Annotated in this window: 8 protein-coding genes; 7 read left to right on the top strand and 1 reads right to left on the bottom strand. The window is 70.2% G+C overall.

The genetic code is table 11. The features are described 5' to 3' along the window. The first annotated feature begins 179 nt into the window (after nucleotides 1-179). Nucleotides 180-1,037, top strand: coding sequence for a formate/nitrite transporter family protein (locus SACSA_RS0100590; protein WP_019812647.1), 858 nt, complete (start codon nucleotides 180-182; stop codon nucleotides 1,035-1,037). A gap of 116 nt (nucleotides 1,038-1,153) precedes the next feature. On the opposite strand, the gene SACSA_RS20855 is transcribed toward SACSA_RS0100590, so the two are convergent. Continuing rightward, nucleotides 1,154-1,378, bottom strand: a complete 225-nt coding sequence (locus tag SACSA_RS20855; RefSeq protein ID WP_048876284.1) for a hypothetical protein — start codon at nucleotides 1,376-1,378, stop codon at nucleotides 1,154-1,156. An 873-nt stretch (nucleotides 1,379-2,251) separates the two neighbouring features. On the opposite strand from SACSA_RS20855, the gene SACSA_RS0100580 reads away from it, so the two are divergent. The 6 genes from SACSA_RS0100580 to SACSA_RS0100555 all read left to right on the top strand — a co-directional run bounded on the left by SACSA_RS0100580 (nucleotide 2,252) and on the right by SACSA_RS0100555 (nucleotide 8,883). Next, nucleotides 2,252-2,962, top strand: coding sequence for an MBL fold metallo-hydrolase (locus SACSA_RS0100580; protein ID WP_019812645.1), 711 nt, complete (start codon nucleotides 2,252-2,254; stop codon nucleotides 2,960-2,962). Nucleotides 2,963-3,278: 316 nt separating this feature from the next. Next, complete coding sequence (locus SACSA_RS0100575; protein WP_028661394.1) at nucleotides 3,279-4,532, top strand: ABC transporter substrate-binding protein; 1,254 nt, start codon at nucleotides 3,279-3,281, stop codon at nucleotides 4,530-4,532. Nucleotides 4,533-4,574: 42 nt separating this feature from the next. Then, nucleotides 4,575-5,555: a carbohydrate ABC transporter permease gene (locus tag SACSA_RS0100570; RefSeq protein ID WP_232212792.1), complete on the top strand. Its 981-nt coding sequence runs from the start codon at nucleotides 4,575-4,577 to the stop codon at nucleotides 5,553-5,555. Next, complete coding sequence (locus SACSA_RS0100565; RefSeq protein WP_019812642.1) at nucleotides 5,552-6,436, top strand: carbohydrate ABC transporter permease; 885 nt, start codon at nucleotides 5,552-5,554, stop codon at nucleotides 6,434-6,436. The genes SACSA_RS0100570 and SACSA_RS0100565 overlap by 4 nt, the downstream gene beginning before the upstream one ends. 3 nt (nucleotides 6,437-6,439) lie before the next feature. Next, complete coding sequence (locus SACSA_RS0100560; RefSeq protein ID WP_232212790.1) at nucleotides 6,440-7,852, top strand: GH1 family beta-glucosidase; 1,413 nt, start codon at nucleotides 6,440-6,442, stop codon at nucleotides 7,850-7,852. Then, on the top strand, nucleotides 7,849-8,883 hold the full coding sequence (locus SACSA_RS0100555) for a LacI family DNA-binding transcriptional regulator (protein ID WP_019812640.1): 1,035 nt from the start codon (nucleotides 7,849-7,851) through the stop codon (nucleotides 8,881-8,883). Before SACSA_RS0100560 ends, SACSA_RS0100555 begins: the two co-directional genes overlap by 4 nt. Nucleotides 8,884-8,995 lie beyond the last annotated feature (112 nt).

Below are 8,995 nucleotides of genomic sequence, written 5' to 3'. Positions count from 1 at the left end.
CGCCCGCACCGCGGCCGCGTCGGGCTCGGGCGGAGGGGTGAGCCCGATGTTATTCGATGCTCGCGGTGTCTTCACAGTGGGGAAACACGGCATGCTCAGACTCGGCGCAGGCCGCCCGGGCGACACCAGGTGATCCCCGGGCGCCGTCCTGTGTCCGACGCAGTGAGGGAGCACGTCCGATGTCCTATGTGAAGCCGCCCGAGTTCGTCGGTGCGATGATCGACGCGGGGGAGGCCAAAGTGGCGCTCTCCGCCCGCGACACCGTGCTGCGCGCCTACATGGCGGGCGCGATCCTCGCGCTGTCCGCCGCGTTCGCGGTGACGGTGACCGTGCGCACGGGCGAAGCGCTCGTCGGCGCGCTGCTGTTTCCCGTCGGCTTCTGCCTGCTGTACCTCTTGGGCTTCGATCTGCTGACCGGGGTGTTCACCCTGACCCCGCTCGCGCTGCTCGACCGGCGTCCGGGCGTGCGGGTCCGGTCGGTGCTGCGCAACTGGGGCCTGGTCTTTCTCGGCAACCTGGCGGGCGCGCTGACGGTCGCGGTGATGATGGCTGTGATCGTCACCTTCGGATTCTCGGTGGAGCCGAACGAGATCGGACAGCAGCTCGGGGCGATCGGCACCGATCGCACCGTCGGCTACGCCGAGCACGGCGCGGCCGGAATGCTGACGCTGTTCGTTCGCGGCGTGCTGTGCAACTGGATGGTCTCCACCGGTGTCGTGGCTGCGATGATGTCGACCTCGGTATCGGGCAAGGTGATCGCGATGTGGATGCCGATCCTGGTGTTCTTCTACATGGGCTTCGAGCACTCCGTGGTGAACATGTTCCTGTTCCCGTCCGGGCTGATGCTCGGCGGTGACTTCTCGGTCACCGACTACCTGGTGTGGAACGAGATTCCGACCGTGGTCGGCAACCTCGTCGGCGGCCTGGCCTTCGTGGGCCTGACGTTGTACGCCACGCACGCCCGCCCCGGTACGGGCCGTTCCCGGACCGCGCGAGCGGAGTCGGAGGAGCCGGTGCGGGCGACAGTGGGCGTCTGAGGCGACGGCGGGCGGCTGCGGGCGACGGCGGGCGTCACCGTGCCGGTGTCGCGGCGCCGCCGGTGTCGCCGTGTTCCGGACGGTCGCGGCAGTGGCGACTGCCCAGCGGCGGCGGGTCAGGAATCGCAGGCGATGCCATCGCCGTCCCGGTCGAGACCGTAGATGTCGGAGCCGGTGACCCTGACAGGTCCGCTGACGTAGGCGGGGCCGTTGCCGCTGCCTCCCGCACAGTCCACGTCGGAGGCGACGGGAACACAGCCGCTGTAGTTCGGGTCGCAGTCCGCGACCGGCTCGGACGTCGTGGGCGGCGGTGTCGGCTCGCGTGTCGCCTCCGGCGTCATTCTGGTCGGTTCGTCGGAGGACGGCGGCCGTGTCGTGCTCGGGCTCCTGGTGGTGGACGTGGTCGTACGGACGGTCGTGGTCGAACTCGGTGCTCCGGCGGTCGTGGTGGTGAGGGCCGCGGTCGGCGTGGGCGTCGTACTGAGCGTTGTGCCCGTGCTGCCCACCTCGCCGGAATCACCATCGGACTCGGCGAGTTGGCCGATGACCAGGATGCCGACGACGACGGCGGCGGCAGAGAGCCAGGCCGGAAGCGACCGCGTGAACCGGCCCGCCGGAGTGCATGCGGGGTCCGGGGGTGGTGGTGCCGGTGGAAGCGTGGTCGAGGGCGGGACCGCCATTCTCGGCCGAAGGTGCGCCCGAACCTCATGGCCCTCGGCGGATGCGACCGGCGCCGCGTGTGGCCGCCCGGCGGGCGTCTCTCGCCGGGCGGCCCGGGGGAGGAGCAGCTCTACCTCCAATTTCGTCTTCCCTCGGAAGACCGTGGCCCGGCATCCGGGCCTTCCGCCCTGGTCGATGATCGCGGCGACCGTCGGCGCGTACCGCTGGGATGTCGGTCGGCTCAGCTCTCCGACGCGCGATCCGTCGAGACGCACCTCGATAGCCCGCTCGCCCTGGTACTTGCCCGAAGCGGTGACGCACCAGCCGAGTTCGGCGGTAACCTCGACACGTTCACCGGAGGGGGCCGCATACCGTTCCAGCACTCGCTGGTGGTGCTGCTCTCGGGTGACCGAGACCGCTACCTCCGCGCCGAGCATCCTCAGACCCACCGACCCGTCCGGTGCCATGTACCACTCCTGACGATCAGGTACCCGTGCCGTGAGGAAGATCGGACTCCGGGCCACACCGTTACGCGTGGTCGATACGATCGGGGCATGTCCGAGCGCCTGTACTTCCGGCAGCTGCTGGCCGGTCGCGACTTCGCCGTGGGTGACCCGGTCGCGACCCAGATGCGCAACTTCAGCTACCTGATCGGCGACCGCGTCACCGGCGAGGCCGTGGTGGTCGACCCCGCCTACGCGGTGGACGATCTGCTCGGCGTTCTGGCCGACGACGACATGCGGCTGGTGGGGGTGCTGGCCACCCACCACCACCCTGATCACGTGGGCGGGGATCTGATGGGCTTCGGCCTGCCCGGCGTGGCCGAGCTGCTGGAGCGGCGGCAGGTCCCGATCCACGTCGCCGACGCCGAGCTGGAGTGGGTGCGGCGCACCACGGGCGTGTCCGGGTCCGACCTCGTCGGTCACCCGCACGACGACACCGTGGACATCGGCGCCGTGGCCGTGCGGACCCTGCACACCCCGGGGCACACGCCGGGCAGCCAGTGTTTCCTGCTCGACAACGCCCTGGTCGCGGGGGACACGCTCTTCCTCGACGGGTGCGGGCGCACCGACCTGCCCGGCGGCGACGCCGACGAGATGTACCGGAGCCTGCGGCACCTCGCGGACCTGCCCGGTGACCCGGTCGTGTATCCGGGGCACATGTACTCGGCGGAACCGTCGGCACCGTTGTCGCGGGTACGCGGCGACAACGTCGTATTCCGCCCGCGCTCGCTCGACGAGTGGCGCCTGATGTTCGGCGGCTGAGCGGGCCCCTCGGTCAGCACAGGAACGCGGCCGGTCGCGACCGGCCGCGTTTTCCCACGTCGAAGGCACTGCGTGCGTTCCGGTGTCGCGCCTTGTGAACCGCCCGTTTCGGGAGCGCTCCCAGTGAGGCCGTGCTGTGAGTGGAACCGGCGCCCGGACGCGCTGGCCACCCAGTCGTAATCGGCCATTGACACCCGGTCGAGTTACCGGCAGTCTGCTCGCCATGGATGGGAGCGCTCCCAGTTCGTCACCTCCTACCCAACGAGGGGTTACCGTGCGACACCAACCACGCCACCAGTTCAGACGCGCAGTCACGTTGTCCTCGGTGCTGGCTCTGGCCGCCGCGCTCACCACGGCCTGCGGCGACGACGCGGCCGGCGACGGCACCGTCGAACTCAGCGTCGCCACGTTCGGTGAGTTCGGCTACGAGGATCTCTACGCCGAGTACGAGCGGCTCAACCCGGACGTCACGATCGTGCCGCGCAAGACCGGGCAGGGCGGTCCGTACCACCAGTCACTGTTCACCAAGCTCGGCGCGGGCTCGGGCCTCGACGACGTCATGGCCGTCGAGGAGGGCTACATGGCCGACGTGCTGGACAAGTCCAGCCGGTTCCACGATCTCGGCGAGATCGGGCCTGCCGAGGTCACCGCCGACCGATGGCTGGACTGGAAGTACGAGGGCGGACGCGACTCCGAGGGCCGGTTGATCGCCTACGGTACCGACATCGGTCCGCTGGCGATGTGCTACCGCAAGGACCTGTTCGAGGCCGCGGGCCTGCCCTCGGACCCCGAGGGTGTGAAGCCGCTGTTCGAGACGTGGGACAGCTACTTCGAGGCGGGCGACGAGTTCGTGGCGAACTCGGACGGGATCGCGTGGTTCGACTCCGAGGCCCAGCTGTTCAACGCCATGAACAACCAGTTGGAGGTCGGCTTCTTCGACCGCGAGGACAACCTCGTCGTCGAATCGAATCCGGGCATCCGGCGCAACTGGGACAAGGTCACCGCCGCCGGGCAACGCGGTCAGTCGGCCGGCCTGGTCGCCTTCAGCAACGAGTGGAACAGCGGTTTCCAGGAGTCCGCGTTCGCGACCAAGACCTGCCCGGCCTGGATGCTCGGGGTGATCGAGGAACAGGCCGGACCCGAGCACGCCGACGCCTGGGCGGTCACCGACGCCTTCCCCGGTGGGGGTGGCAACTGGGGCGGTTCCTACCTGACCGTGCCGACGCAGAGCGAGCACCCCGAACAGGCCGCGAAGCTGGCGGCCTGGCTCACGGCGCCGGAGCAGCAGATCAAGGCGTTCCAGGCCAAGGGCGTGTTCCCGAGCCAGGTCGAGGCACTCGACGCGCCGGAGCTGACCTCGGCCACCGACGACTACTTCGGCGACGCCAAGATCGGCGAGCTGTTCGCCGCGCAGGCGCGCAAGGTCGAGCACGCCCAGTACAAGGGGCCGGGGGACGGCCAGATCCAGGAGAACGCCGCCACTCCCGCGTTGCAGGCCGTCGAACAGGGCGCCTCACCGGAGGAGGGCTGGCGGCAGTTCGTCGAGTCCGCGAAGCGCATCGCCCGGTGACGAGGAGGGTGCGTGAGTGAGTCCGGTTCCACGGTGTCCACCGTGGACGACGAGCGGGTGGCGCGCGATCCCGCCCCCGAACCGCCCCGGCCGCGGCGTCCGTCCTGGCGCGACCGGCTGAGCAGGTGGGACGCGCGCTACTCGCCGTACCTCTACGTGGCGCCGTTCTTCGTGATCTTCGGTATCGTCGGCCTGTTTCCGTTGCTGTACACGGCGTACGTGTCGTTGTTCGACTGGGAGCTGATCGACGACAACCCCGCCTTCGTGGGCCTGGACAACTACGTGTTGCTCATGGCCGACGGCCAGTTCTGGAAGACGCTGGTCAACACGGTCAGCATCTTCGTGCTCTCCAGCGGACCGCAGATCGTGATGGCGGTGCTGCTGGCGGCGATGCTGAACACGGGACTGCGGTTCTCCACCGGCTGGCGGGTGGGGGTGCTCATGCCGTACGTGGCCAGCCTCGTGGCGCTGGGCATCATCTTCGCCAACCTGTTCGGCCCGGACTACGGCCTGGTCAACGGCATCCTGGAGACGCTCGGGATCGGCGGCATCGACTGGCAGGCCGACCGCTTCTCCAGCCACGTCGCCATCGCGATCATGGTGAACTGGCGCTGGACCGGGTACAACGCGCTGATCGTGCTGGCGGCGATGCAGGCCATCCCGAAAGAGCTGTACGAGTCCGCGATCGTGGACGGCGCGGGGGCGATCCGGCGGTTCTTCTCCGTCACCCTGCCGATGCTGCGGCCGACGCTGATCTTCGTGGTCATCACCTCGACGATCGGGGGCCTGCAGATCTTCACCGAGCCGAAACTGTTCGACGCCATGCCCGGCTCGAACAACGGCGGTTCCACCAATCAGTTCCAGACGATCACGCTGTACATGTACCAGACCGCGTTCGAGCGGGAAGACCTCGGCTACGCCTCGGCCGTGGCGTGGGTGCTGTTCGTGCTCATCATCGGCGTCGCGCTGATCAATTTCCTGCTGACCAAGCGGATCGCGAGCACGGGGGAGGAGAACCGATGAGCGTGCCCGCCCTCGCGCGGTCCCGTCGCGCCGGCCGCGGGGCCCGCACCGGCGGCGCGGGGAGCCTCGGCCGGGCGAACGTCTGGGTCTACGGGCTTCTGACCGCGTTCGTGCTGGGGTCGATCTTCCCGTTCTACTGGTCGTTTCTGGTGGCCAGCAGGGACAGCTCCATGCTCACCGAGGCGATTCCGCCGCTGTTGCCCGGGGGCAACTTCCTGGCCAACGCCGCCCGCGTGTTCGACACGGTGGAGTTCTGGAAGGCGCTCGGCAACAGCGTGATCGTGTCGGGCTCGGTGACGATCTCCACGGTGTTCTTCTCCACCCTGGCCGGGTTCGCCTTCGCCAAGCTGCGGTTCCGAGGTCGTACTCCGCTGTTCGTGTTCGTCATCGCCACCCTGGCGGTGCCGACCCAGCTCGGCATCATCCCGCTCTACATGGCGATGTCCGAGCTCGGCTGGGCCAACGAGCTCCAAGCGGTGATCGTACCGAATCTGGTGACCGCGATCGGGGTGTTCTGGATGCGCCAGTACACCGTCTCCGCGCTGCCCTACGAACTGATCGAGGCCGCCCGCGCGGACGGCTGCTCGATGATCCGGGTGTTCTGGCACGTGTGCCTGCCCGCCGTGCGCCCGGCCGCGGCGTTCTTGGCCATGTTCACGTTCATGACGTCGTGGAACGACTTCCTGTGGCCACTCGTGGCGCTGGGCGCCGACAACCCGACCGTCCAGGTCGCGCTCGAGAAGTTGCAGAGCGGCTACTACGTGGACTACTCGCTGGTGCTGGCCGGGACCACGCTGGCGACCATTCCGATTCTCGTCGTGTTCCTGTTCCTCGGCCGTCAGATCGTGGCCGGAATCATGCAAGGTGCTGTGAAGGGGTGACCCGTGTCGACTGTCCATGACCGAACCGAGCCTGAGGTGCCGGAGTGCGCCTTCCCCCCGGATTTCCTGTGGGGAGTGTCCACGGCCGCGTTCCAGGTGGAGGGGTCGGTGACCGCGGACGGGCGTGGCCCGTCCATCTGGGACGCGTTCTGCGCGCGTCCGGGAGCGGTGGTGAACGGCGACACGGGAGAGCCCGCCGCCGACCATTACCGGCGGATGCCTTCCGACGTGGCGCTGATGCGGGAACTCGGCGTCGGGGCCTACCGGTTCTCGCTGGCCTGGCCCCGGGTGCGGCCGGACGGCGGTGCGGTCAACCCCGCCGGGCTCGACTTCTACGAACGCCTGGTGGACCGGCTGCTGGAGGCGGGCATCACCCCGTGGCCCACCCTGTATCACTGGGACCTGCCGCAGGCACTGGAGGAGCGGGGTGGCTGGGCGGCGCGGGCGACCGCCCACCGCTTCGCCGACTACGTCGGCGCGGTGGTGGATCGGCTCGGGGACCGCGTCGGCACCTGGACCACGCTCAACGAGCCGTGGTGTTCGGCCTTCCTCGGCTACGCCTCCGGGCGGCACGCGCCCGGCCGTACCGAGCCGCGCGCGGCCGTGGCCGCCGTCCACCATCTGCTGCTCGCGCACGGACTCGGCACCGCAGTGATCCGCGACGCGGTGCCGACGGCGCGGGCGGGCGTGACGTTCAACCTCTTCCCGGTGACCGCCGCCGACCCGGCCGACGAGGCCGACCGGGAGACGGCCCGCCGCGTGGACGGGTTGCAGAACCGGCTGTTCCTCGACCCGGTGTTGCGCGGGAGGTACCCGGACGACGTGCTCACCGACCTCGCCCCGTACGGGCTGGGGGAAATGATCCGGGACGGCGACCTCGACCACATCGGCGCGCCGCTCGACTTGCTCGGGGTGAACTACTACCGCGACCTGCACGTCTCGTCGGTGCCGGACGCCGACTCCGGGCCGCCCTCGGAGTGGGTCGGTGCCGAACACGCCGGGTTCCCGAAGCGCGGCCTGCCGCAGACCGACATGGGCTGGGACGTCAACGCAGGCGAGCTGACCGGTCTGCTGCTGCGGCTGCACACCGAGTACCCGCGACTGCCGCTCTACGTCACGGAGAACGGGGCGGCCTTCGCCGACCACGTCGACGGTGATGGCGTGGTGCGCGACACCGAGCGCATCGCCTTCATCGAGGCTCACCTGCGCGCCGCCCACGCCGCCGTGGCGCGGGGCGTGGACCTGCGCGGCTACTTCTACTGGTCGCTGCTCGACAACTTCGAATGGGCCGAGGGCTACGCCAAGCGGTTCGGGCTGGTGCATGTGGACTATCCCACCCAGCGCCGCACGCCGAAGGCGAGTGCGTCATGGTATGCGCGAGTGATGGCGGACAACGGCTTGGCGGGACGACGATGACCGAACCCGGGGACACGCCGGTCGACGACCGGGGCACGCCCACCCTGGAGGAAGTGGCGAGGGTGGCGGGTGTGTCCCGCTCGACCGTTTCCCGGGTGATCAACGACATGCCCGGCGTCAGCGCCCGGGCCCGGCAGGCCGTGACGCGGGCGATCGCCGCTGTGGGATACGTGCCCAACGAGGCGGCGCGCAGCCTCGTCACCCGCCGGACCAACTCGGTGGCGCTGGTCGTGTCGGAGCCGGGGGAGCGGGTCTTCGGTGACCCGTTCTTCTCCGGCGTGCTGCGGGGCGTGCACGCCGGGCTGGCGGGCAGCGCGCGGCAGCTCGTGTTGATGATGCTCGCAGAGGACGACGACGGTGCGCGCCTGGAGAAGTACCTGACCAGCGGGCACGTCGACGGCGCGCTCGTGGTGAGCATGCACGGCGACGACCCGCTGCCGGAGCGGCTGGCCACGGCGGGACTGCCCGTCGTGGCCGGTGGGCGCCCGCTGCGCGGCGCGGGTGTGCCCTACGTGGACGCGGACAACTTCACCGGCGCGCTGTCGGCCGCCCGGCACCTGGTCGCGCTCGGCCGGAGGCGGATCGCCACGATCGCCGGTCCCGACGACATGGCGGTGGGCATCGACCGCCTGGCCGGGTGGCGGCTGGGACTGTCCGAGGCGGGGCTGTCGGCCGAGGCGGTGGTGCGCGCGGATTTCGCGGTGGAAACCGGTGCTCAGGCCACCGCCGCGCTGCTCGACCGGTACCCCGGCGTGGACGCGGTGTTCGCCGCCGCGGACCTGCTCGCCGTGGGCGCGCTGCGCGAGCTGGCGGCACGGGGCAGGCGGGTGCCCGGCGACGTGGCCGTGGTCGGTTTCGACGACTCGGTCCTGGCGACCTCGGTCACCCCGACGCTGACCACGGTCCGGCAGCCGGTCGAGGAGCTGGGCCGGACGATGACCTGGCGCCTGTTGGCCCGCCTGGCCGGGGAGGACCCGCTGCCGCCGTCCATCCTGCTGCCGACCGAGCTGGTGGTGCGCGAGTCGGCGTGAATTCCCCGGGCCGCGTCCGGGCAGGGCGGGAACTCCTCCCGCCCGCCGCGCTCAGCGCGCGATGAACGACTCCGGGTCGGTGAGCACGCTGCGCACGGCCGTGCCCGCCGCG

Origin of the sequence: Saccharomonospora saliphila YIM 90502 (assembly GCF_000383795.1) — a bacterium.
GTDB lineage: Bacteria > Actinomycetota > Actinomycetes > Mycobacteriales > Pseudonocardiaceae > Saccharomonospora > Saccharomonospora saliphila.
This window is presented reverse-complemented; position numbering and strand designations above follow the sequence as displayed.

What these genes read in the sequence shown, in the direction of transcription:
- SACSA_RS0100590 (WP_019812647.1), top strand. Translation starts at nt 180, where the DNA reads ATGTCCTATGTGAAGCCGCCCGAGTTCGTCGGTGCGATGATCGACGCG.
- SACSA_RS20855 (WP_048876284.1), bottom strand. Translation starts at nt 1,378, where the DNA reads ATGACGCCGGAGGCGACACGCGAGCCGACACCGCCGCCCACGACGTCC.
- SACSA_RS0100580 (WP_019812645.1), top strand. Translation starts at nt 2,252, where the DNA reads ATGTCCGAGCGCCTGTACTTCCGGCAGCTGCTGGCCGGTCGCGACTTC.
- SACSA_RS0100565 (WP_019812642.1), top strand. Translation starts at nt 5,552, where the DNA reads ATGAGCGTGCCCGCCCTCGCGCGGTCCCGTCGCGCCGGCCGCGGGGCC.
- SACSA_RS0100555 (WP_019812640.1), top strand. Translation starts at nt 7,849, where the DNA reads ATGACCGAACCCGGGGACACGCCGGTCGACGACCGGGGCACGCCCACC.